This window comes from Pseudomonas batumici (assembly GCF_000820515.1).
GTDB lineage: Bacteria > Pseudomonadota > Gammaproteobacteria > Pseudomonadales > Pseudomonadaceae > Aquipseudomonas > Aquipseudomonas batumici.
Genome location: NZ_JXDG01000068.1, coordinates 118,322 through 139,978, shown reverse-complemented (window position 1 = coordinate 139,978; position 21,657 = coordinate 118,322). Strand labels below are relative to the sequence as shown.

General features: G+C 64.6%; 17 protein-coding genes. 4 read left to right on the top strand and 13 right to left on the bottom strand.

The genetic code is table 11. The features are described from left to right. Positions 1-6 precede the first annotated feature (6 nt). From UCMB321_RS26220 to gcvH, 3 genes are all read left to right on the top strand, one after another. Positions 7-1,224 carry a 2-octaprenyl-3-methyl-6-methoxy-1,4-benzoquinol hydroxylase gene (locus tag UCMB321_RS26220; RefSeq protein ID WP_167337467.1) on the top strand — a complete coding sequence of 406 codons (1,218 nt, stop codon included), beginning with the start codon at positions 7-9 and terminating at the stop codon, positions 1,222-1,224. Between the two features lie 223 nt (positions 1,225-1,447). Then, entirely contained in the window at positions 1,448-2,530 is a 1,083-nt protein-coding gene (gcvT, locus tag UCMB321_RS26215; RefSeq protein ID WP_040071597.1) for a glycine cleavage system aminomethyltransferase GcvT, read from the top strand. 58 nt (positions 2,531-2,588) lie between these two features. Continuing rightward, on the top strand, positions 2,589-2,972 hold the full coding sequence (gene gcvH / locus UCMB321_RS26210; protein WP_040071596.1) for a glycine cleavage system protein GcvH: 384 nt from the start codon (positions 2,589-2,591) through the stop codon (positions 2,970-2,972). A 92-nt stretch (positions 2,973-3,064) separates the two neighbouring features. On the opposite strand, the gene UCMB321_RS26205 is transcribed toward gcvH, so the two are convergent. The 6 genes from UCMB321_RS26205 to UCMB321_RS26180 form a co-directional block, all read right to left on the bottom strand. Beyond that, positions 3,065-4,204: a DegT/DnrJ/EryC1/StrS family aminotransferase gene (locus tag UCMB321_RS26205; protein WP_040071595.1), complete on the bottom strand. Its 1,140-nt coding sequence runs from the start codon at positions 4,202-4,204 to the stop codon at positions 3,065-3,067. A 229-nt stretch (positions 4,205-4,433) separates the two neighbouring features. Further along, positions 4,434-4,751, bottom strand: coding sequence for a DUF2388 domain-containing protein (locus UCMB321_RS26200; protein ID WP_040071594.1), 318 nt, complete (start codon positions 4,749-4,751; stop codon positions 4,434-4,436). Between the two features lie 69 nt (positions 4,752-4,820). Beyond that, entirely contained in the window at positions 4,821-5,270 is a 450-nt protein-coding gene (locus tag UCMB321_RS26195) for an NfeD family protein (RefSeq protein ID WP_040071593.1), read from the bottom strand. Positions 5,271-5,280: 10 nt separating this feature from the next. After that, positions 5,281-6,201 carry an SPFH domain-containing protein gene (locus UCMB321_RS26190; RefSeq protein WP_040071592.1) on the bottom strand — a complete coding sequence of 307 codons (921 nt, stop codon included), beginning with the start codon at positions 6,199-6,201 and terminating at the stop codon, positions 5,281-5,283. A 112-nt stretch (positions 6,202-6,313) separates the two neighbouring features. Then, a complete protein-coding gene (gene tfpB / locus UCMB321_RS26185) occupies positions 6,314-8,095 on the bottom strand; it encodes a type IV pilus assembly ATPase TfpB (protein ID WP_040071591.1) in 1,782 nt (593 codons plus the stop codon). Positions 8,096-8,237: 142 nt separating this feature from the next. Beyond that, a complete protein-coding gene (locus UCMB321_RS26180; RefSeq protein ID WP_040071590.1) occupies positions 8,238-8,576 on the bottom strand; it encodes a hypothetical protein in 339 nt (112 codons plus the stop codon). Positions 8,577-8,716: 140 nt separating this feature from the next. Here UCMB321_RS26180 and UCMB321_RS26175 point away from each other — a divergent pair, with 140 nt between their 5' ends. After that, positions 8,717-9,193, top strand: a complete 477-nt coding sequence (locus tag UCMB321_RS26175; protein WP_040071588.1) for an Lrp/AsnC family transcriptional regulator — start codon at positions 8,717-8,719, stop codon at positions 9,191-9,193. A 4-nt stretch (positions 9,194-9,197) separates the two neighbouring features. Here the strand turns inward: UCMB321_RS26175 and UCMB321_RS26170 are convergent, their stop codons facing one another. The 7 genes from UCMB321_RS26170 to UCMB321_RS26140 form a co-directional block, all read right to left on the bottom strand. Then, entirely contained in the window at positions 9,198-9,863 is a 666-nt protein-coding gene (locus UCMB321_RS26170; RefSeq protein ID WP_040071587.1) for an alginate O-acetyltransferase AlgF, read from the bottom strand. Further along, positions 9,860-10,519 carry an SGNH/GDSL hydrolase family protein gene (locus UCMB321_RS26165; protein ID WP_040071586.1) on the bottom strand — a complete coding sequence of 220 codons (660 nt, stop codon included), beginning with the start codon at positions 10,517-10,519 and terminating at the stop codon, positions 9,860-9,862. The genes UCMB321_RS26170 and UCMB321_RS26165 overlap by 4 nt, the downstream gene beginning before the upstream one ends. An 18-nt stretch (positions 10,520-10,537) precedes the next feature. Further along, positions 10,538-14,434: a cellulose biosynthesis protein BcsC gene (locus UCMB321_RS26160; protein ID WP_040071585.1), complete on the bottom strand. Its 3,897-nt coding sequence runs from the start codon at positions 14,432-14,434 to the stop codon at positions 10,538-10,540. A gap of 23 nt (positions 14,435-14,457) precedes the next feature. Then, entirely contained in the window at positions 14,458-16,755 is a 2,298-nt protein-coding gene (bcsB, locus tag UCMB321_RS26155; protein ID WP_040071584.1) for a cellulose biosynthesis cyclic di-GMP-binding regulatory protein BcsB, read from the bottom strand. Continuing rightward, positions 16,752-18,953: a UDP-forming cellulose synthase catalytic subunit gene (bcsA, locus tag UCMB321_RS26150; RefSeq protein WP_040071583.1), complete on the bottom strand. Its 2,202-nt coding sequence runs from the start codon at positions 18,951-18,953 to the stop codon at positions 16,752-16,754. The genes bcsB and bcsA overlap by 4 nt, the downstream gene beginning before the upstream one ends. Continuing rightward, positions 18,950-20,017, bottom strand: a complete 1,068-nt coding sequence (gene bcsQ, locus UCMB321_RS26145; RefSeq protein ID WP_040071582.1) for a cellulose biosynthesis protein BcsQ — start codon at positions 20,015-20,017, stop codon at positions 18,950-18,952. Before bcsQ ends, bcsA begins: the two co-directional genes overlap by 4 nt. Before the next feature lie 242 nt (positions 20,018-20,259). Next, positions 20,260-21,627 (bottom strand): CYTH domain-containing protein, encoded by a 1,368-nt coding sequence (locus tag UCMB321_RS26140; RefSeq protein WP_040071581.1) that lies wholly within the window; start codon positions 21,625-21,627, stop codon positions 20,260-20,262. Between the last annotated feature and the right edge of the window lie 30 nt (positions 21,628-21,657).

The following is a 21,657-nucleotide window of genomic DNA, read 5'->3' as shown; positions in this document are numbered from 1 at the left end:
ATGGAAATGCGCGCAGATGTGCTGATTGTCGGGGCCGGAATGGTCGGAAGCGCCCTGGCCCTGGCGTTGAAAAACAGTGGGCTGGAGATTCTCCTGCTCGACGGCAGCCCTCTGAGCGTCAAGCCGTTCGATCCGCAGTCGGCTTTCGAACCGAGGGTCAGTGCCTTGTCCGCCGCCAGCCAGCGGATTCTCGAACGCCTGGGCGTGTGGGACGGGATCAGCGCCCGGCGTGCCAGCCCATACCGCGACATGCAGGTCTGGGACGGTAGCGGCACCGGGCAGATTCATTTCTCGGCGACCAGCGTGCATGCCGAGGTGCTGGGGCACATCGTCGAGAACCGGGTGGTCCAGGATGCCTTGCTCGACCGTCTGCATGACTGCGACATGGGTTTGCTGGCCAACGCGCGCCTGGAGCAGATGCGTCGCTCCGGCGATGACTGGCTGCTGACCCTGGCCGATGGCCGCACGTTGCGCTCGCCCCTGGTGATCGCGGCGGATGGCGCCAATTCGGCGGTGCGCCGCTTGACCGGCTGTGCGACCCGCGAGTGGGACTACCTGCACCATGCCATCGTGACCAGCGTGCGCAGCTCGTTGCCGCACCAGATGACCGCCTGGCAGCGCTTTACCGATGACGGCCCGCTGGCGTTCCTGCCGCTGGAGCGCGATGGGCAGCAGGATTGGTGCTCGATCGTCTGGTCGACCACGCCGGAGCAGGCGCAGCGCCTGATGCTGCTGGAGGAAGAGGATTTCTGCCGCGAACTGGAGCGGGCCTTCGAAGGTCGGCTGGGGACCGTGATCTCAGCGGACTCGCGGCTTTGTGTGCCGTTGCGCCAGCGCCACGCCAAACGCTATGTGGCCGAAGGGTTGGCGCTGATCGGCGATGCGGCGCACACCATTCACCCGCTGGCCGGCCAGGGCGTGAACCTGGGCTTCCTCGATGCGGCGGTGCTGGCCGAGGTGCTGCTGCATGCGCGCGAGCGTGGCGAGCGACTGGCGGATGTGCGGGTGCTGAGCCGTTTCGAGCGGCGGCGCATGCCGCACAACCTGGGGTTGATGGCGGCGATGGAAGGGTTCGAACGGCTGTTCCAGGCCGACTCGCTGGCGCTGCGCTGGTTGCGTAACACCGGGTTGAAGAGTGTCGACCAGATGCCCGAGGCCAAGGCGCTGTTCGTGCGCCAGGCGCTGGGGTTGACGGGCGATCTGCCGGAGCTGGCCAGGGCCTGACGGCCTATCGGGTGGGCTCTTGCCGGTGATCGGGTTGATTCGGTGTTCGGCATAGCGAATCGGCTAGGTGTCAGGGCTTCACCTTGCGGCTACAATGCGCGGCATTCGGTGCGGTCCGTCTGACAGACCGGGTGCGAAACAGGACTCAAGGCCCCCCACTATAAAGGGCTCAAGCCGGTTTCCCACCTGTCCGCGCCTTCGCCAAGCCCGGAAGGAGAAACCCATGGGACAGCGTACGCCTCTCTATGACCTGCATCTCGCCCTTGGCGCGAAGATGGTCGATTTTGGCGGTTGGGATATGCCCCTGCATTACGGCTCGCAGGTCGAGGAGCACCATCAGGTGCGCCGTGACTGCGGGGTTTTCGATGTCTCGCACATGACCGTGATCGATATTGCCGGCAGTCAGGCCAAAGCCTGGTTGCGCCATCTGCTGGCCAACGATGTCGAGCGCCTGCACAGCCCCGGTCGCGCCTTGTACAGCGCGATGCTCAATGAGCGCGGCGGGGTGGTCGACGACATGATCGTCTATCGCACCGAGTCCGGTTACCGCCTGGTGGTCAATGCCGCGACCCGTGATCAGGACATGGCCTGGATGCAGGCCCGGCTCGACGGCTACGACGTGCAACTGCACGAGCGTCCGGAGCTGGCAATGCTGGCGATCCAGGGCCCCCACGCCCGGCACAAGATCGCCGAACTGGTGAGCCAGTCCCGGGGTCAGTTGATCCAGCACCTCAAACCCTTCGAAGGCCGCAGTGACGGTGACTGGTTCATTGCCCGCACCGGCTATACCGGGGAAGACGGCCTGGAGATTGTCCTGCCGGCCGACCAGGCCCCCGGTTTCTTCAATGACCTGGTGGGCGCGGGTATTTCGCCCATCGGTCTGGGCGCCCGGGATACCCTGCGCCTGGAGGCCGGCATGAACCTGTATGGCCAGGATATTCACCAGGACGTTTCGCCGCTGGCGGCGAACATGGCCTGGACCATTGCCTGGGAGCCGGCCACTCGCGATTTTATCGGGCGTAGCGCCCTGGAGGCGGAAAAAGCCACCGGGGCCAAGCTCAAACTGGTCGGATTGGTGCTGGAAGAGCGTGGCGTTCTGCGCGCTCATCAGGTGGTGCGTATCGCCGAGGTTGGCGAAGGAGAGATCACCAGTGGTAGTTTCTCTCCTACGCTTAGCAAGTCGATTGCGCTGGCGCGTGTTCCCTCGGCCACGGCCGATCGCGCTGAAGTTGAAATTCGTGGCAAATGGTACCCGGTTCGCGTGGTAAAGCCGACGTTCGTGCGGCATGGCAGAACCTTGATCTGATTTTTCCGGCGGGCCCCCGGTCGTCCCGTCACCGACACTTAATTTGAGGACACTGAATATGAGCGATATCCCTGCTGATCTGCGTTTTGCCGAAAGCCACGAGTGGGCCCGCCTGGAAGCTGACGGCACTGTGACCGTCGGCATCAGCGACCATGCTCAGGAAGCTTTGGGGGATGTGGTGTTCGTGGAGCTGACTGAAGCCGGCCAGGTGTTCGCCGCTGGCGAGGCTGCCGGTGTGGTCGAGTCGGTGAAGGCCGCTTCGGATATCTATTCGCCGGTGTCGGGCGAGGTGATTGCGGTCAACGAGGCGCTGTCCGACAGCCCTGAGCTGTTGAACTCCGAACCGTACGGGGCCTGGATCTTCAAGCTCAAGCCGAGCAATGTCGCGGAGCTGGAAAGTTTGCTGGATGCGGCGGGTTACAAGGCGGCGATCGGCGAGTAATTCGTCAGTTTCACCGCGTTATCGTTCATCGTCGGAACGCCGCCCGGAACAAGCTCGCTCCTACAAGAGCGGGCTTGCTCGCGATCACGGTGTTACGGTTGCAGTACCGCCTTGACCGCCGCCACCGAACGCTCGACATCGGCCTTGGTCATGACGTTGAACATCGGCAACGACACGATCAGGCGTCCGACGCGCTCTGCGATCGGGAACATGCCGTCCTTGAAACCGCGCTCGCGGTACAGGCTCAGCAGGTGGATCGCCGGGTAGTGATAGCCGATCCCGATGTTGCGCTGCTTCATCTCTTCCATGAAGGTCGCCCGTGCCGGCTGACCGTCCTTACGCTCCGGCAGTACCAGCTGGAACATGTGCCAGTTGCTGTTGGTGAAGTCCTTCACCGGTAGCTGCGCACCGTACTTCTCTTCGAAATCACTGCCGAAGCACTCGAAATAGTACTCGGCCAGCTCACGGCGGTGCGCGGTGATCGCATCGACATGGGCGAACTGGCTCAGGCCGATGGCGGCGGCGACGTCGGTCATGTTGAACTTGCCGCCCAGCACGTCCACGTCCAGGCCGTCATGGCCGGTACGGGTCACGCCCTGCAGGCGATACTTCTCGGCCAGACGGGCTTCTTCGGCGTTGTTCAACACCAGGCAACCGCCTTCGGACGAGGTGATGTTCTTGTTCGCCTGGAAGCTGAACGACACCAGGTCACCCAGGGCGCCGATTTTCTGGCCGTTCCATTCCGAACCCAGGGCCTGGGCCGCGTCTTCGACGATGCGCAGGTTGTGTTTCTTGGCGATGGCGTACAGGCGATCCATGTCCACCGGCAGGCCGGACAGGTAAACCGGGATGATGGCCTTGGTGCGCGGGGTGATGGCGGCCTCGACCTTGTCCAGGTCGATATTGCGGGTCACCGGGTCGATATCGGCGAACACCGGGGTCGCGCCGACTTCGATGATCACGTTGGCGGTGGCCACCCAGGAAATAGGCGTGGTGATGACTTCGTCGCCCGCGCCGATGCCGGCGATCCGCAGGGCGATTTCCATGGTGCAGGTGCCGGAGTTGAAGGTTCGTACCGGGCGCCCGCCGAAGTATTCCGACAACTGGGCTTCAAAGGCCGCGACTTTCGGGCCGCTGGTGATCCAGCCGGAACGCAGCACGTCGCCTACGGCGGCAATGGTGGCTTCGTCGATGGTCGGTTTGGCAAAAGGCAGGAAAGGAAGTTCGCTCATGGGGTCGTGACGTCCGATGTGAAGGCCGGGGAGTGGGCTCTACCGGCGGTAAGGAGTAGACAGCAAGGCTGCAATGGTGCCGATGATACTGTTTTAAGCTGAAATTTCGGTGCTTTTTTTGCTGTCCGCACGCTGAACGGATACGTCGGGTTACGACCGGCAGGTCCGGCGGGGAAACGCAAAACGCCGCTGGGTGAGCGGCGTTTTGTCCAAGGGGGAAATCTTTGGATCAGTCTTCGGCGACGGCGTTCTTCGCCAGGATGGCGTTGGCCAATTCCATGTCGGTGGCTTTCAGGCCCGGGTTGTCGGCCCGCAGTTTCTGCATGGCGGCCTCCAGGTAAGGGCCGCGGATGCCGCCGTTGCTGGCGACGAAGCTGCCGGCATCATCCTGGGCCGCGACCACCAGCTTGTGGTCCTTGAAGGTCAGGTAGGTGGAAGCGGTGGTGGCTCCGGAGGAGAGGACATTGCGCCAGAACTCGTCGGCCATTGCTGCACTGACGGGAAGGGAAAGCAAGGCACTGACGACAACTGCAGTTTTGAAACGCATCAAGGGTGACTCCGGTGTGGGGTATCTGGACGATTTGATTACCGTTGTCACACCGGAGTTCCATCGGTCCTACTCAATCCTTTCCACCTGCAGGGTGCTGCCGTCCTGGCCGATCACCCGGACTTGCGCGCCCACCTCGGTATCCGGTCCGGTGGCCATCCAGACGCTGTCGCCGACCTTGATCTTGCCGCGTCCGGCGACAATGGCGACATGCACCACGAAGGTCCGGCCGAGCAGATCATGACCCCGCTCGTTGAGTCCCGGCTGGTCGCTGGGACGGGCGGCGCTGCGCTGGCGCTTCCACCAGAGCCACGCCGTCAGGATCGACAGCACGCCGAACAGCACGAACTGCAAGGTCCAGTGCAGGCCGGGGATCATGAAGGTCAGGACGCCCACGGTCGCGGCGGCAATCCCCACCCAGAGCAGGTAACCGCCGGCACCGAATATTTCGAAAATCAGCAGCAGCGTGCCGAGGGCCAGCCAGTCCCAGAACGACAGGTGTTGCAGGAGTTCCCACATGGGCGCTGCCTCAGGGTTTCTTGCCGTCGAACGTGGCCTTGACGATCTCGCCGATGCCGCCCACCGCGCCGATCACCTGGCTGGCCTCCAGCGGCATCAGGATCACCTTGCTGTTGTTGGCCGAGGCCAGCTTGCCCAGGGCGTCGATGTATTTCTGCGCGACGAAGTAGTTCACCGCCTGCACATTACCCTTGGCGATGGCCTCGGAGACCACCTGGGTCGCCCTGGCTTCGGCTTCGGCCTGGCGTTCGCGGGCCTCGGATTCGAGGAAGGCCGACTGCCTGGCGCCCTCGGCTTCGAGGATCTGCGCCTGCTTCTTGCCTTCGGCGGTGAGGATCGCCGAGGCGCGCAGGCCTTCGGCCTCGAGGATTTGCGCGCGCTTGACCCGTTCGGCCTTCATCTGCCCGGACATCGCCGCCATCAGGTCGGCGGGCGGGCTGATGTCCTTGATTTCGATGCGGGTCACCTTGATGCCCCAGGGCGCGGTCGCTTCGTCGACGGTGCGCAGCAGGCGTTCGTTGATGGCGTCGCGCTGGCCGAGCATGGCGTCCAGTTCCATGGAGCCGAGCACGGTGCGGATATTGGTCTGCAACAGGTTGCGGATGGCGTGTTCGAGGTTGTTCACCTCGTAGGCGGCCTGGGCGGCGTTGACCACCTGGAAGAAGCACACGGCGTCGATCTGTACCGTGGCGTTGTCGGAGGTGATGACTTCCTGGGGCGGGATGTCGAGCACGCTTTCCATCACGTTGATCTTGCGCCCGATACGGTCCATGACCGGGATGATGATGTTGAGGCCTGGCTTGAGGGTGTTGGTGTAGCGCCCGAAGCGCTCCACCGTCCATTGATAACCCTGGGGTACGACCTTGAAGCCCATGAACACCAGGGCGATGGCCAGGCCGACGAAGAGCAGGAGCACGCTACCGATTTGCATGACGATTCCCTGTTGCAAGTGTTTATCGAGAAGGCGGTTACCTTGAGTGTAACGGGGCTTGCGCGGATAAAAAGTGTTTACTCGGCGCTGGACGCATGTGGTGACACTTTCATCAGCGCTGCTCGCTCTGCGGCGTGACCCGCAACACCTCCTCGAGGGTGGTCAGTCCTGCCGCGACTTTCTGTGCGCCGGACAGGCGCAGGCTGCGCATGCCGTCCTTGAAGGCCTGGCGGCGCAGGGTCAGGAGGTCGGTGTCGGCGTGGATATGCGCCTTGAGGTCGTCGTTCAGGACCAGGATCTCGTAGACCCCGGCGCGCCCGCGATAGCCGGTGTCGCGGCACTCCAGGCAGCCGACGGCGCGCTGGGCGCCGCTCGGCATCGGCGCCTGCCAGGGCCGGGTCAGGCTTTGCCAGTCTTCTTCCTCCAGCTGGATCGGCGCCTTGCAGTGCGGGCACAGGGTGCGGACCAGGCGCTGGGCCATGACCCCGAGCACGGTGGCCTTGATCAGGTAATGTGGCACGCCCAGTTCCAGCAGGCGACTGATGGCGCTCGGCGCGTCGTTGGTGTGCAGGGTCGAGAGCACCAGGTGGCCGGTGAGCGCGGCCTGGATCGCCATTTCGGCGGTTTCCAGGTCGCGGATCTCGCCGATCATGATGATGTCCGGGTCCTGGCGCATCAGCGCGCGCACGCCGCTGGCGAAGGTCAGGTCGATGTTGTGCTGGACCTGCATCTGGTTGAAGGCCGGTTCGATCATCTCGATCGGGTCCTCGATGGTGCAGAGGTTGACCTCCGAGGTCGCCAGCTTCTTCAGGGTGGTGTACAGGGTGGTGGTCTTGCCCGACCCGGTGGGGCCGGTGACCAGGATGATGCCGTTGGGCTGGCGCGTCATCTCCTGCCAGCGGCGCAGGTCGTCGGCGCCGAAACCCAGCTGGTCGAAATTCTTCAGCAGCACTTCCGGGTCGAAGATCCGCATCACCATCTTCTCGCCGAACGCGGTGGGCAGGGTCGACAGGCGCAATTCGACTTCGCCGCCGTCCGGGGTCTTGGTCTTGACCCGGCCGTCCTGGGGTTTGCGCTTTTCCGCGACGTTCATCCGGCCCAGGCTTTTCAGGCGGCTGACAATCGCCATGGTCACCTGGGGCGGGAACTGGTAGACGTTGTGCAGCACGCCGTCGATGCGAAAGCGCACCGTGCCCTGTTCGCGGCGCGGCTCGATGTGGATATCGCTGGCCCGCTGCTGGAAGGCGTACTGGAACAGCCAGTCGACGATGTTGACGATATGCGCGTCGTTGGCGTCCGGCTCCTGGTCGCTGGCGCCGAGGTTGAGCAATTGCTCGAAGTTGCCCGGGTTATGGCTTTTCTGGTCGACCAGGCTGGCCCCGCTGACTGACTTGGCCAGGCGGAAAAACTCCACGGTGAAACGCTGGATATCCACCGGGTTGGCCACCACCCGGCGGATCGGCAGCTTCAGCACATGACCGAGGTCGGCTTCCCAGGCCCTGACATGGGGCTGGGCGCTGGCGATGGTCACGCTTTCGCGGTCGACCGCCACCGCGAGGATCTTGTGGCGTTGGGCGAAGGCGTAGGACATCAGCGCGGTCACCGCGGCCACGTTGATCTTCAGCGGATCGATGCGTAGGTAAGGCTGGCCGGCGTGGCGCGCCAGCCAGACGGTCAGGCTTTCCAGGTCAAGGCATTTACCGGGACGGCTCAGGTCATCCAACTGCTGGCCGGCGATGAACTCCAGTGGATGCTGCTGGGGCGTGCGTGAGCTACGACGTGCGCCCAGGGCCTGTTCAGCCGCATCCTGGCTGATAAAACCCTGGGCGACCAGTTCGTGCAACAGCTCGTTGACATCCAGCCAACGGTCCTGGGAGAGGGGGGCGACGGGCATGCGGGCTCCTGTTCGGTCGGTCCTGCAACCAGCGATTCAGACGTCATCCCTGTCTGATCGTCAATTGCCAAGAATAGACGCGAGGCTGCCTGACGTTGGCGTCGATACCAAGACAAAGATTGCGATTTTTTTCAAAAAGCCTTCAACCCGCGATTTGTGCGCTGCGCAGCTGGGCGCCTTGGGTCGGTTGCAGGGCCACGGAGCAGACGCTGATCAGGTTGCGCATTTTTTCAGCGATGACCTGGGCGCGGTGCCAGCTCAGGCCGTCCAGCTCGATAGCGATCGACAGCAGCCCGTCGTCCTGTTGCGCCTGGACCTGTCGCGGCGTCAGGAACTGCAGGGCGAACAGGTTCAGCAGGCGACACAGCAGATCCGGCTCCGCCTCGGCGAGGACCTGGTAACGCACCTGGCAGTGGGCGTTGCCGGTTGCCCAGACATCGGCGCGGGCAGGCGCGTCATGGACGGCTTGGGGAGAGGGCATGGCGGATCTTCCTGCTTCAGCGGCTGAATGGTCTGAAGAAATTTTTACACGCCCGGCCGGGTATTTCTTATCTATGATGGGCTGATAACGTCTGATCAAGACATGATTTATTCGTCAGTATCCTATTAAAGGGTTTTTTTATGCAGGGTGAGCTGGACAACTATGACCGCCGGATCCTGGCGTTGCTGCAAGAAGACGCCTCGCTTTCCAGCGCCCAGATTGCCGAGCAGGTGGGGCTGTCCCAGTCACCCTGCTGGCGGCGGATTCAGCGGCTCAAGGAGGAGGGCGTGATCCGTGGCCAGGTGACCTTGCTGGACCGCAAGAAAATCGGCCTCAACACGCAGATCTTCGCCGAGGTCAAACTCAACGCCCATGGCCGCTCCAACTTCACCGAGTTCACCGAGGCAATGCGCGGTTTCCCGGAGGTGCTGGAGTGTTATGTGCTGATGGGCTCGGTGGATTTCCTGCTGCGGATCGTCACCGCGGACATCGAGGCCTATGAGCGCTTCTTCTTCGAGAAGCTGTCGATGGTGCCGGGGATCCAGGAGGTCAACTCCATCGTCGCCCTGTCCGAGATCAAGTCCACGACCAGCTTGCCGGTGTTGCGCCCGGCCTGAGTGCTCATTGGGCGAAGGCGTCCTTGACGAACACCAGGACCGGTTTGCCGTCCCGGGACAAGAGCAGCACCGTGTAGCGCTCTCCCGCCTCCAGCAGGCTCAGGTTCAAGGGCTCCGTGACCTGGGTTCCGTCGCAGAAACCTTGCACCGTCAGCTGTACCGGGTTGACGTCGCGCCGTTCCAGCAGACCGGGATTCAGGTCATGGAAAATCGGTGGCTCCTGCCGACCTTCGCGGCGCAAGCCGCCGCCGGTACAGCCCGGATCGGCGTTGATCAGCGCCAGCGAGGCCTGGAGGCGATTGAAGTCCTTCGGTTGCTCGCGCACGGTCAGCAGCTCGAAGTCCTTATCGCCGGGCACCGCCACCAGGCTCACGAACTCTTCGGGCGCCAGGTTCAATGTCACCGGCAAGCTGACGCCGGCACTGCTCAAGGCGCCTGTGACCGGTTTGTCGGCGGGTACCGCGGAGAACACCGAAACGACCGAGGGGGCCAGGGTCGAAGGGGTTTGTTTGCCCTCCGGGCGTACCTCGAGGGGCGTGCCCAGGGCATTGACGAAGCGAATGAAGCCCGATTCCCGGCCCGGTCCGGTGGGATACAGAGCGGTATCGGCCTGGGCGGTAGCGAGGCTTACCAGCACTGCCAGGCTCAACAGTCCGCGTGCCCGGTTCATTTCGCCGCCGCCTTGAGCGCTGACGCCTGCAACAGCGCCTTGACGATGTCCGCGCTCCAGGTCTGGTAGCCGGTGCGGGTCAGGTGCTGGCCGTCAATGGTGGCCCACTCGCCCTTGGTGGAGAACTGCAACGAGTCGATATAGCTGCACGGCGCGACGTTTTTCGCCAGGAAGTCCGACATGGTCTTTACCCGTTCGTAGGTCTTGCCGTACATGCCGCCCTCGCTGCCCCAGTTCGGTCCGACCCAGACGCAGGGGGTATGGTGGGCGGCAAGGGCCCTGACCAGGCTGTCGGTCTGTTTCCAGATCCAGGCCTTGGGGAAGCTCGGCTTGTCGTAGCTGGCCATGGTGTCGCCCATGACGATGAGGGTGAGATTGGGTTTGTCGCTGTCCAGCAACTCGCCGATCGAGCGGGTCGACGCACCGGTCAGCACCACGGCCTCGCCGTTGCCCCGTCGTTCGGCCCCACCGCAAGGGCTGGGCGTCGCCTTGAGCCAATCGCCGGCATTGGCGCCGCAGACTCCCAGGGAATGGACCTGGGCCCCTTGCCGGCTGAGCGCTTCATGCAGTGGGTTGAGCAGAAAATCCGGGGTGGCCAGGTGGCTGTCGCCGATGATCAGGATGGTCAGGCCCGCCAGTACGGATGAAGTTGCCACGGTGCACGCTCCCGGGAGTCAGTTGGAGTAAGGCGAACGATACGGGCTGACCGGCAAGGCCATGGGGCCGGTCATCTTCTCGAACAGGTAGCGCAGGTACAGCTCGGCATTCACCTCCCGATAATCCTGGGCGTTATCCACCCCCAGCGAGCCGCCGAGCAGCAGGTTCGAACCGAGCCGGTACTCGCCCGCCGCGGTCAGGTTGTAGCCGATGCCGGTGCTGCTCTGGCCCGGATACCTGAGGTTGTTGGCGGCCTGCTCGGCGCTGTGGCCGGGAAAGTAGTCGGCGCCTTTCTGGTCGATATGCTGGACACCCACCGCGCCGTTGAGCCGATAGGTGAAACGCTCGGTGCGCTGGGACCAGGTGATCGGCACCGCCACGGAAAAGAACGTCTGCGGACTGAAGTAGCCGCCGTGGCCGTAGGTAAAGAAGCCCTGGTTGTTCTCGTAGGACAGGACCGTGGTGCTCAGGCCCAGGGTCAGCTTGTCGTCGGGTTGGTTGTCCAGGTACCAGTAGATCCCGCCGCCCAGTTCGGCGCGGTTGTTGGACTCGACGTTGTTGCCGACCAGCCTGTGCACGGCGCCGTAGCCGTAGAGCCCAACCTCCTGGTCGTCGTAGCTGAGCTGGGCGCGTCCACCGTTGGCGGTTACACCGCCCCATTTCACGCCGGTCCGTCGGTCTTCGGTTCCGGCGAATGAGGTCAGGCTGTCGGTGACCGGGCGCCGCGAGAGGGCGATGCTGTAGTGCAGGTTGGGACTGGACACCAGCGGCTGGTCCAGACTCACGCCGCCGATCACGGTGTTGTAGGTGAAGCCCACGGGGCTGACGCCGATGTCGGCCTTGATGCCGTGTGCAGGGCTTTCCACCGCCACCGCCAGCCCGACGCCGTTGGCTTGTTGTGAGCCGGGGGAACCGCTGGGCAGGCCACTGCCGAAGCGTGTGAGGCCATAGTTCTGGACACTGCCGGCATGCAACGAAACCGGGGTTACCCGCAGCGCCACGCGATTGTCACCCGCGGGCAGATTGGCTTCGAAGGGGGCTTCGACATCGGTCAGTTTGCTCAGGCCCGATTCATTGTTGTTGCTGCGCAGGCTCAGGCCCTGGGCCACATAACCGCTGCGCTCCTGGAGAATCTCATTCAGCGCCTGCTGGGCCGGACTCAGGTCCTGGCGCGCGGGGTCGCCTGAACGGCGCCCGGCGGCGAAGGGGTTGCCGCTCGGGGCCGGGTCGTTGTCCAGACCACCGTCGGACAAAGCATCCGAGCTGGCGTAGAGCGACGGGGCCATGGCCGGATCGGGTGGCATCGTATCGGCCGCCTCGCTGCCCGGCATCAGCGGATCTTCTGAACGGGCCGCGACCCGGCGCGGTTGTCCGGGCTGATTGCGGAAGGGGTTGTCGCCGTCGTCGTCCAGGCTTTCGAGGGACTGACCATCGCGGCGTTGGCCGCCTTCGATGGCCACGGCCTGGCGCAGCAGCTCGGCGGCTTCGGCACTTTTGCCCATGGCACGGTAGGTTCCGGCGGCGCTGATCAGCACTTTCGGCACGCCCGGCTTGAGCGCCAGGGCGGTCTTGAGGGATCTGTCGGCCTGGGCGTAGTCGTGGTCCTGGGCGGCCAGGTTGGCCACGCTCAGTTGCAGGTCGGCGTTGCGCGGGTCGTTCTGCAGCAGGGGTTTGTAGAGCGCCATAGCCTTGGCGTTATTGCCGTTGGCGGCATACATGCGCGCCAGCGCCGAGATCGCCTGGGTGTCGTGGGGGTATTGCTTCAAGGTCGGCTTGAGGAGGTCGTAGGCCCCGGCCAGATTGCCTTTCTCGCGCAACTGATCGGCCTGTTTGATGCGATACAGTTTCACCAGCTCGGCATAGTGCCGGCGATCGGCCTCGTTGAACCGCGTGCCCTGCAAGGCCCGCAGGATGTCCGCGGCGTCGTTGTCCTGGTCCGCCTTGAACAGGATGTCGGCATACAGCAGTTGCAGTCTGGCGTCGGGGCTGGGGGAGCGCTCCACCAGATCGCGGACCAGGGCCACGCCCTGTTGCGGCTGTCCGGCGTCGATATAGGCCGAGGCCAGGATCGCCACCCGCTCCGGCTTGCCGGCGGTCAGCGCCTGGCTGCGGGCCAGCAGCGCCTGAGCTTCCTGGCGCTGACCGCGCCGGAGGTTGTCGACGGCGGCTGCGGTCTGCACATGCAGGGCGATCTCCTTGCCCAGTTCGTCCATCTCGCGGCTGCGCCGGGCCTGCGGGATGCGCGCCAGGCTGGCCTGGGCGTCCTGCCATTCACCCAGTTGCGCCGAGAGCAAGGTGCGGGTGTACAGGGCGTCGGGCTGGTCGGGGTGGCGTTTGAGCAGGTCGTTGACCTGATCCTTGGCGGCCTGGGTGCGGCCTTGTCCCAGGTAGATCCGCGCCAGGGCAAAGCGCGTCCAGGTGTTCCCCGGGTCGTCCACCAGTGCCTGGCGGTAGGCCTGCTCGGCGGCGCGCAGGTCGCCGCGCTGTTCGGCAAGCCGCGCCACCTGGGTGGCGCGCAACGAGCGGATGGACACATTGGAGCCCAGGCGGGCCTGGTCCGCCGGGGGGATCGAGTCGATCAGCTTGAGTGCTTCATCGGACTTGCCCTGCTGCGACAGCACCGCGATCAAACCGCCCAGGGCCTGGGGATCGTCGCGATGACTGGCGAGAATGCGTCGGTAGCTGGCCTCGGCCTGGGCCAACTGGCCCCGTTCGGCCTGCAGGTTGGCGAGCGCCACCTGACTGGCCGGCTGGCCGGGGTTCTGCTGGGCGGCCTGTTCGATCATGTTCCGCGCCTGGTCCTGGCGCCCGGCTTTTTGGGCCTCGCTCGCGCCGGCCATCAGCCGCCAATAGCGCACGTTGTCCAGCGCCTGTTTCCAAGGGTGTCCCCCCGGCTGTTGGGTGGCCCGGAGCAGCAAGTCCTCGGCTTCGTTCAGGCGCTCCTGCTTTTGCCGCACGACACCCAGGCCGCCGAGGGCGTCCGGGTCGTTGGGTTTTTCCTCGAGGCGGGTCTGAAACGCCCGCTCGGCGGCGGCCAGGTCGCCGCCCTCGAGCGCTTGCAGCCCCTGGGCGTCTTGCGGGTCGCGGTGCCAGGCCGGCACTTTCGCGGTGGCTGTCGCCCGGCTGCGGGCCAGGGTCTTGCCCTTGTTCATCAGGTCGCGGATTGCCTTGTCGTCCGGGTGCGCGGCGAGGAACTGTTCGAACAACGGGACTTGTGCCGGTGACGGCGGGCCGATCCAGGTCAGGGCGAAGCGCCAGGTCTCATTGGCGTCACCGCCGACATCCTTGTCCTTGGCGAGGACCGCCAGACGGCGGATGCCTTCGGCACGGGTGTCGAGGTTGCGCACCATGTGCTTGGCCAGGAACAGCGCCACGGCGCGATCGTCCGGGTGCTCGCGCAGCAGCCGTTCGAGGCCGGCGCGGGCTTCCTGCTCACCGCCTTTGGTGTAACCCAGCAGGTAGTAATACTCGCGGGCGAGTGACCCCTGGGGTTGCCGGCCGTTCAGCAGTTGGCGGTAAACCTTCACGGCTTCGTCGTATTTGTCGGTATCCACCAGTTGCCGGGCCTGGGCCAGCAGCCGAGCCTGGTCATCGCCGCCCAGGGCAATGTCCTGTTCGAGCTGCTGGGCCTGGCGGGGTTGGGGCACCAGGGCCTGCAAACGGGCGAGGTATTTTTTCGCCTCATCCAGGCGCTTGAGCTGGACGTTGCCAAGGCCCAGGCCATAGAGCGCTTCCGGTTGATCGGGGGCGATCAGCAGCAACTTGTTCCAGGCCTCGATGGCCCGGTCGGGGTTGTTCTGCGACTGCCAGTAACGCCCTTGTTCGATCAGTTGCGCCTGGGGATCGTCGGCCCGGGCCTGAAGGGCGGTGCCGGCCAGGGCAAGCAGCAACGTCAGGGTCAGGGTATGGCGCATGCCTGCTCTCCCGCGCACCGGATTCACGACAACCGCCGCTTGGCCTGGGCCCGCAGCCCCAGGAAGATCAGGGCGCAGAGCAGCACGAAGCCGAGCAGGGTACTGAGCAGCATCCCGCTGAGATGCCGCGACAGCAGCAACTGCAGGTGCCTGAACCAGCTCAGTTCACCGACGTAGTAGGGTTGGTCGGCGGTCAGGGTGGTGATCTGCTTGTCCTGGATCACGGCCAGGCGGCCCTGGATCAGGTCCTTGTAGTCATCGCCGCCGATCATCGCCGCAGTCACCTCGGCCAGTCGCGCCGGCTCGCTGCTGGCGACCACCACCACGCTGCGCCCGCTTTTGAGCGGTGACTCGAAGCCCGCCAGGTAAGGCGGGCCGCTGCCCGACCAGATCAGGTTGGCGCGGGTCTTGCGCAGCGCCGCCTTCGGGTCGGGGCTGAACCAGTCGTGAATGCGCAAGGCCAGGTCGCTCAGGTCGAAGAAGTGCCGGCTGCCCTCGCTACGGGCCGGCAACGCGTCGGCCCATTGCTTGAGCAGGGGCTGGTCGTTGCCGGTGGCGAACACCAGCAGGTCCTTGTCGCTGACCGCCTCGACGTCGTGGGCCTGGATCACTTGCAGGCCGGTGGCCGGATAACCGGTGGATTCGCCGAAACGCCCGAGCACGGTGAGGAAGGCGCCAAGGGTCGCGGGCTCCAGGGTGCCGGGCATCACCACGGCGGTCTCCGAGAGGTCGGCCAAGCGGGTGAAGGGGAAGCCGCTGTCGCGGAACTTGCCCAGATCGGGCATCGCCGTGTAGTGGTCCAGGCCGCTCAGGTCCAGGGTCGAATCGCCTTCGATCTGGCCGCGCATGTCTTCGACGATAACGTCCCGGCATTCGCCTTGTTTGACATAGTCATACAGGTAGCGCATTTGCAGCTGCGACTCGAAGGTGGCGATGTCCAGGGGCAGGAACATGCTGGCTTCGCGCGGCAGGCTGTCGTCCTTCTTGAGCCAGTCCAACAGGTCCGGTCCGCCGTTGAGATTGGGGATTGACGGCAACTGCATCGAGCGCACCAGGTGATCGTTGAGGTGCACCAGCAAGGCCGAGTTGGTCGAGAACTGCTGCGGCGTGTAACGGTATTTGAGCAGCAGGGGCGCACCGCGTCCGCGCCATTCGAACAGGTCCGGCGGTAGGCGCAGGGCAATTTTGATGTCCTCGGGGCTGTAGCCGGAGACATGCAATTGCCGGGCGTCGACCAGTTCGCCGAGCTTCACCGGCCGGTCGGTCGGCAGCCAGTTGGGCGCGTCATAGGGCACGCGCACCGGCAGCGGGTCGAAGTGGTCGATCAGCGCGGTGGCGCCGGACATCGACTGGCTGCCCAGGGCGACGGCCATGGCGGCGGTCTTCAGTTCGGCGTCATTGCGCCCGCTGATCACCAGCAACTTGCCATAGGGGTCGTTGGGGTTGGTCATCATGGTCACGCTGGGACCGCTGGCGGCGTTGCTCGACAGCTCGCCCAGCGGCAGGCTTTCGCGATGGGTGACCAAGACAATCGCGTTGCCCTTGGCCGGCAGCTGGCCGACGCTGGCGGGAAAGGTCGCGGTGCGGTAGCTGGCCAGGGCGCCGAACTTGGATGAAAGGGCGGCGGCCGCTTCCAGCTTGGCGGCGCTGGGCGAGGTGTCGAAGACGAAGGGCAGGACCAGTGGACGCGCATCGTGGCGGTCGAAAAACGGCACCGGCAACAGGGCCAGGTCGTTCTTCAGCGCGATGGGCGAGTACTGGATGTTCAGTTGGCTGTCGTTGCTGACCCTGGCCCACAGGCTCGAGTGCAACGGGTCTTCGCATTGCATCGTGTAGTGCCCGATCAGTTGCAGGTCCAGGCGGTTGAAGTCGGTGATCAGCCGCGCGGGGATCTCGACGACTTTCTCCAGATCCTTGCCGGCCTGTTCCCGGGGCAGCGGCAGGCTGGCGGCGACCTTGTCGTTGACCAGCACGTTGATCTGCGACAGCTCGGGCAGCATCAGCGCCGAATAGCCGTAGTGCAGGACCACCTGGACGCCGGTCACCACCTGGTCGGCGCGAATCCCGAAGTCGACGCTGTCGGTCGATTCGACGCCGCGCAGGTACAGGGGGTCGCGTCGTCCCAGTTGCTTGAAGGTCAGGCTGTAGCTGTTCTTGTCGCCGCCGATCGCCTGGGGTTGGCTGGCGCCGACGGGGCTGGTGCGGTTGTCTGTTTGCGTCGCGCTGTGGCCGATACCTGGATAGACGCCGCAGCAGACCAGCAACAGGAGGGCGTAACGAATGCAGCGTCCATCGCTGCCAGCGGAAAATATCGGGCTCATGGCGTGTCCAGGGCAGGTGCTGAGGGAGAGGAGCCGGCGCGCCGCCGTTCGAGCGCCTGGCCGGGTAATCTGAGGGTTGCCTTGAGCAACTCGGCAATGCCATGCAGGCCGATGACGCTGATCTCGCGCAGGGCCATGAGGGGCGAGTCGGGGGTGCCGTTGCCCCAGTTCCTGGCCCAGGTGTCGGCGCGCGAGAAGGTCAGGTGGACCAGGTCGCTTTGCTGGCTCAAGGTCAGCGGGTCGAAGCGGATGCCGACCGTGTTGGCGCGACTGAAGACCACGCTGCCGTCGAAGTCATACGGGTGTTGGTGACGGAACAGCGAGACCCGCAGGCGGGTTCCCAGGGGAATCGATTGGTCTTGCGCAAGCTTCAGGCCAAGGCCGCGCGGGGAGAAGTCCTGGGTGACGCTGCGATACTGCGTGCCATCGGCCAGTTGCAGGCCAACCGGTAGCTGCGCGTCGACCCTGGGTTCGGCCCGCACCTGGCGGCTTTCGCTGGCGACCGCGAGGGCGGCGGCGCACATGATGGCGTTGTAGATGGCCCAGACCTGGTTGAGCAGCACCGTTTCATCGGTGGTGACATCGGCCCCGAGATAGTCGTAGACCCCATACACCACCGCGGCGATGTTCAAGACCAGCAGCACGATGTAGGGACGGGCCATCTTCCAGTCGAAGAACCCCAGGTGCAGGTCGCCGCCCTTGTCCGTGACGTTGAAGTGCCCGGACTTGGGCCTGAGCAGGCCCATCAGTACCGGCGTCAGGATGTACCAGGCCAGTACCGTTTCGTAGACCTCGTTCCAGTACGAATGGCGGAAGCGTCCCTGGATGCGCGAGTTGGTCAGGTTGGCCAGCAGCAGGTGCGGCGCCGCATAGGCGGCCACCATCAGGGGCGCGGCGTGGAAGATCTGTGCGCCGAACACCAGGTAGGCCAGGGGCGCGGTGAGAAACACCAGGCGCGGGAAACCGTAGAAGAAGTGCAGCATGGCGTTGCTGTAGCAGATGCGCTGGCCCAGGGTCAGGCCGCGCCCGAGCATGGGGTTGTCGGTGCGGAAGATCTGCGTCATGCCGCGGGCCCAGCGCACGCGCTGGTTGATGTGCCGCGAGAGGTTTTCCGTGGCCATGCCGGCGGCTTGCGGCAGGGCCAGGTAGGCGGTGTTGTAGCCGGCGCGGTTGAGGCTCAGCGAGGTGTGGGCGTCTTCGGTGAGGGTGGTTTCGTCCATCCCGCCGATGGCTTCCAGCGCCACCCGGCGCATCAAGGCGCAGGAGCCGCAGAACATGGCGGCGTTCCACAGGTCATTGCCGTCCTGCACCAGCCCGTAGAACAGCTCGCCTTCGTTGGGAACCGCCTGCTGGGTCTTGAGGTTTTTCTCGAAGGGATCCGGGGAAAAGAACACGTGCGGGGTTTGCAGCATCGCCAGCTTGGGGTCCTTGAGAAACCAGCCCATGCTGATTTGCAGGAAGGAGCGCGAGGGCACGTGGTCGGCGTCGAAGGCGGCAATGTATTCGCCGTGGGTGACCTTGAGCGCGGCGTTGAAATTGCCGGCCTTGGCATGCAGGTTGTTGTCGCGGGTCAGGTAGTGGGCGCCGACGCTCTCGCAGAACAGTCGGAACTCTTCCCTGTGCCCGTCATCCAGCACATGGACCTTGAGCTTGTCTTGCGGCCAGTCCATCCCCTGCGCGGCGAACACGGTGATCTTGACGATCTCCAGCGACTCGTTGACGGTGGTGATGAACACATCGACGCTGGGCCATTGTCCCGGATCTTCGCTGAGCAGGATCGGCCGCCGCTTGAGCGGCCAGGCGGTCTGCACGTAACCGAACACCAGCACCACCAGGGCATAGAGTTCGGCCAGCACCAGGGTGTAGCCGAACAGGGTGTCGTGCAGGTTCTCCAGTTCCAGTGTCTCGGTCAGGCGCCAGTACATGTAGCGCAGCGAGGCGATCAGCGACAGGCTGATCATCGCGATGATCGGCAAGCGACCCTCCAGGCGCCGCAAGACCAGCACCGCGATCACGCAGGCCAGGCCGAACAGGGCCTGGTGGAGCAGGCTCGCGGGAGCGCTGATGACCCCCGCCAGCACCACCGCGCAGAGCAGCGCGGCACACAGGATGAGGCCCAGGCGCAGTGGCCGGGACCATTGGCGGGCACGTCTCAGGGAGGTGCCGAGCAGGCGCTCGACGCGGCGTTCGAAGGTCATGCTAGCGGTGACTCCAACTGATCGTAGAGTTTGTCGGCGATGGCCAGGATGTCCTGGCAGCCAGGGGAATCGGCGGACTGCTCGAACGGATTGCATTCATAGGCCAGCGCCGCGGCGATCGTCTCGTCCCAGATGACGGTGCCGAGCAATTGCGTTTTCAGTTGGTTCTCAAGGATCTGCGTGATGTCCACGGACAAGGCATGGGCGGTGTCCACGCCGTTGATCACGAACCAGCAGGCCGCCGGCTTTTCCCTGTTCAGATGGGGCTCGAGCGAGGCGATCAGGCGCTCCAGGGCGGCGTGGGAGGCGGCGTCGGGTCGAACCACGGCGACAATCAGATTCGCCATGCGCAGCGCCTGTTCCTGATAGACATTGCTGCCGGCGGGGGTGTCGATGATCAGTGTGTCGTGTTCGCCCAGCGCCAGTTCGCCGAGGTGTTGGGCGAGCCAGTGCGGGTTGCCTTCGAGTTGGTGTTCGAAGGCGTGCAACTGCCTTGGCTCGCTCTCGCCGAAGGCCAGCAGCCGGGTGTTGGCGTAGCCGGTTTGCACGAGATCGCGCCAGCTGCGCCTGTCCAGGCTGGCCTGGCAGATACCCGCTACTTGCGGGTGGGTCCCCAGGTGCTGGTATTGCGCATTCTGTGGGTCGAGTTCCAGGACCATGGCCCGCGTGTCGGCGCTGTTGAGCAGAATCGCCAGCAGGCTGGCCAGTGTGCTGCGGCCGACACCGCCACGGGTCGAGACGATCGCGATGATCTGCGCCGTGACCTGGGGCGCGGGAGTCGGCTGTAGGTGCTGCGCCGCCTGCGCCTGGCGCTCCCGGGCGAGGTCGTGGAGCAGCGTGCGCAAGGACGGGGCGGCGGCTTTTTCAGGCGCGCCGGTATCACCCGGGACGAGGGGCGGCGAGGCCGGTTCGACAGACGTGGGCGCTGGAGGCTGGGGAATCGCGGGGGCGGGCGCGGGCGTTTCGCTGAAGACCCGGGCCACCTCGATTTCTCGATAGCGATCGGCCCTGGCCCCGAACTTGCGCATCAGGTTATCAACATCATCGTCATCTGAAGGCTGCATGACAGCGTCCATCCGTACCATTCGAAGAAAAATCTTGAAAGGGGACAGATACGGCTAATCACACAATGCCGTCGTGCTGCAGGCCCACCGGACGGTGAGACAAACGATGGTGTTCTTAAAGGTGTCGCCTGAATGTCTTGCGATAGAACTGAAAGCACTTAGGGTTAATCCTGAGTGCTTTATCGTTCTATCAGGTTCAAATGTAGACCAGATTTACCGATGCAAGAAATTTTCGGCGTTGTTTACAGACGCAACAAGGTTTTCCAGGCACGGCTCTGGAACACCGTCAGCGCCTGTTGCACCCGCGCCTCCAGCACTTCGTCGCTGATGTCCGTCTCGGCCAGTTGCGCCAGCTTGTTCATTTCGCCAAACAGACGATCCAGTTCCGGCAGCTCCAGCACGCCACGGGCCAGGTGCAGCCAGGCCTGGATCCGCTCGATCCGTGGCAATTGTTCGGCCAGGTCTTCCGGTTGCTGCTGGTAGCGTCCCAGTTGCAACGACGTGGCTTCCTCGGCCAGCAGCCGTGGCAGCCAGCTCTGCAACTGCGCCGCGCCCTGGCGCTGGCCGCGAGTGGTCCGCTCGGCCGTCCAGCTACGGGCCAGCAACCAGCGCGAGGTGTTCAGCGAGAACAGACCCCAACGCACATCTTCCAGCTCCTCCAGGAACTGCTCCGGCGCGGCCTTGCGCACGTCTTCGTCTTCCAGGCCGGCGTTGACCAGCGGACGCCAGTCTTCCAGCAATGCATCCAGGGCGCTGCGCAGTTCGCTGGTGGATTGCCGAGGGGCCGCCTGGCCCAGGCTGCCGACCAACGCCCGCAGTTCGATCAACTGCTGGACCCAGTCCTGCAACAGGCGCCAGTGCCCGTTGAAACGGTATTGTTCGGCCAGTCGCTGGCTGCTGCCGAGCAGGTGCCAGGCCAGCGCGGCGAACGCGTCGTCCACCGGCATTTCAGCGGTCAGTTGCGGGGCCGGCAGGCTCAGCGAATAGCTGTTGGCGTCAAACAGGCGATACCCGCGCTCGGCCTTGCTGATATCGCAAGGCATCAGCGCCAGCTTCTCGGCCAGCTCGGCGGCCAGTTCCAGCAGCGCCGCCGGCTCGCCTTCGCGCAATTCCAGCTCCAGTTCGCAGATTTCTTCCTTCTGTTTGCCGACGATGACAAAGCCCAGGTCCAGCGCGGCCTCGACCACCACCTTGGCCTTGCCGCGACCCCAGGCGATTTCGGCGCGTTCGCGGACGAAATCGGTGGTGAAGATCGGCTTCAGGGTTTTCTTGTCCAGCTCGCTCAACGCCTCGGGCCAGCACTCGCCGTCGAGTTTCTTCACATCCAGCTTGGCCTTGGGCAGGTGCCAGTCGTACTCGTTGCGTTCCGACAGGCCGGCAACGCTCTGGCCACGGGTCTTGAGGGTCTGGATCACTTCTTCGCCGTCGCGGCGCAGGCGCAGGGCGACCTTGGCCTTGGCCAGGTCGCGCTCGGGGGTGTCGAAATACTGATTCATCAGCTCGCGACGTTCCCAGCCACTTTTGTTGCGTTTCTTCAGCAGCGGGTGCTCGCGCAGGGCGGCGAGGGTTTCGCGGCTGACGCGGAGTTTGATTTCGGTTTCTTTCTGCATGGCCGGAAAATCCAGGATCGGTAGCGCAGC

Excerpts from the sequence above, each read along its gene's own strand:
- UCMB321_RS26195 (WP_040071593.1), bottom strand. The coding sequence starts at position 5,270 with ATGTGGGAACTCCTGCAACACCTGTCGTTCTGGGACTGGCTGGCCCTC.
- gcvT (WP_040071597.1), top strand. The coding sequence starts at position 1,448 with ATGGGACAGCGTACGCCTCTCTATGACCTGCATCTCGCCCTTGGCGCG.
- bcsA (WP_040071583.1), bottom strand. The coding sequence starts at position 18,953 with ATGACCTTCGAACGCCGCGTCGAGCGCCTGCTCGGCACCTCCCTGAGA.
- gcvH (WP_040071596.1), top strand. The coding sequence starts at position 2,589 with ATGAGCGATATCCCTGCTGATCTGCGTTTTGCCGAAAGCCACGAGTGG.
- UCMB321_RS26140 (WP_040071581.1), bottom strand. The coding sequence starts at position 21,627 with ATGCAGAAAGAAACCGAAATCAAACTCCGCGTCAGCCGCGAAACCCTC.
- UCMB321_RS26200 (WP_040071594.1), bottom strand. The coding sequence starts at position 4,751 with ATGCGTTTCAAAACTGCAGTTGTCGTCAGTGCCTTGCTTTCCCTTCCC.
- tfpB (WP_040071591.1), bottom strand. The coding sequence starts at position 8,095 with ATGCCCGTCGCCCCCCTCTCCCAGGACCGTTGGCTGGATGTCAACGAG.
- UCMB321_RS26170 (WP_040071587.1), bottom strand. The coding sequence starts at position 9,863 with ATGAACCGGGCACGCGGACTGTTGAGCCTGGCAGTGCTGGTAAGCCTC.
- UCMB321_RS26180 (WP_040071590.1), bottom strand. The coding sequence starts at position 8,576 with ATGCCCTCTCCCCAAGCCGTCCATGACGCGCCTGCCCGCGCCGATGTC.
- UCMB321_RS26190 (WP_040071592.1), bottom strand. The coding sequence starts at position 6,201 with ATGCAAATCGGTAGCGTGCTCCTGCTCTTCGTCGGCCTGGCCATCGCC.
- UCMB321_RS26205 (WP_040071595.1), bottom strand. The coding sequence starts at position 4,204 with ATGAGCGAACTTCCTTTCCTGCCTTTTGCCAAACCGACCATCGACGAA.
- bcsB (WP_040071584.1), bottom strand. The coding sequence starts at position 16,755 with ATGAGCCCGATATTTTCCGCTGGCAGCGATGGACGCTGCATTCGTTAC.
- UCMB321_RS26175 (WP_040071588.1), top strand. The coding sequence starts at position 8,717 with ATGCAGGGTGAGCTGGACAACTATGACCGCCGGATCCTGGCGTTGCTG.
- UCMB321_RS26220 (WP_167337467.1), top strand. The coding sequence starts at position 7 with ATGCGCGCAGATGTGCTGATTGTCGGGGCCGGAATGGTCGGAAGCGCC.
- UCMB321_RS26160 (WP_040071585.1), bottom strand. The coding sequence starts at position 14,434 with ATGCGCCATACCCTGACCCTGACGTTGCTGCTTGCCCTGGCCGGCACC.
- bcsQ (WP_040071582.1), bottom strand. The coding sequence starts at position 20,017 with ATGCAGCCTTCAGATGACGATGATGTTGATAACCTGATGCGCAAGTTC.